This is a genomic window from Candidatus Hecatella orcuttiae (assembly GCF_002009985.1).
In the GTDB taxonomy this organism is placed as follows: Archaea; Thermoproteota; Bathyarchaeia; order Hecatellales; family Hecatellaceae; genus Hecatella; species Hecatella orcuttiae.
In genome coordinates, this window is record NZ_MTLX02000009.1 from 576 (window position 1) to 1,026 (window position 451).

Consider the following 451-nt stretch of genomic DNA (forward strand, 5'->3'; position numbering starts at 1 on the left):
ATCCTTTAGCTGCTCTCCCACAACCTTGACGCCCTTGCCGCCGGTCAACCCCACAGGTTTAACTGCAACGTCGCCTTCGAAAGCGTCGATGTAGTCCGCCGCCTCTTTAGCGTCAGTAAAGGTGGCGTATCTCAGGCTTCCTGGTATCCTGTACTTGGCCATTAGGTTTCGACAGAATTCCTTGCTGCACTCCACCATTGCCAGAGCCCTTCGCGGACCCACGCATGCGATGCCCTCGCCCAGGAGTTCGTCAGCGAGTCCGGCGCACAGAGGCGCCTCAGGGCCTATTACCGCCAGCTCAACCCCATGCTTGAGAGCGAAGTTTTTAATCGCCTCAATGTCAGTCTCCTTTGCACGCAACACCTCAGCGGAAATCCGCTTTATCCCTGGATTAGCATTGCTCATCGCGGAGTAAAGCTCAACCTGTGAGCTTCGCTTAAGCGCCTCTGCG

1 pseudogene is annotated in these 451 nt (G+C 56.3%); it reads right to left on the reverse strand.

Going from position 1 to position 451, the window contains the following annotated elements:
- Positions 1 to 451 (reverse strand): annotated as a pseudogene (locus tag BWM17_RS09635) (phosphoribosylamine--glycine ligase); the annotation flags it as partial.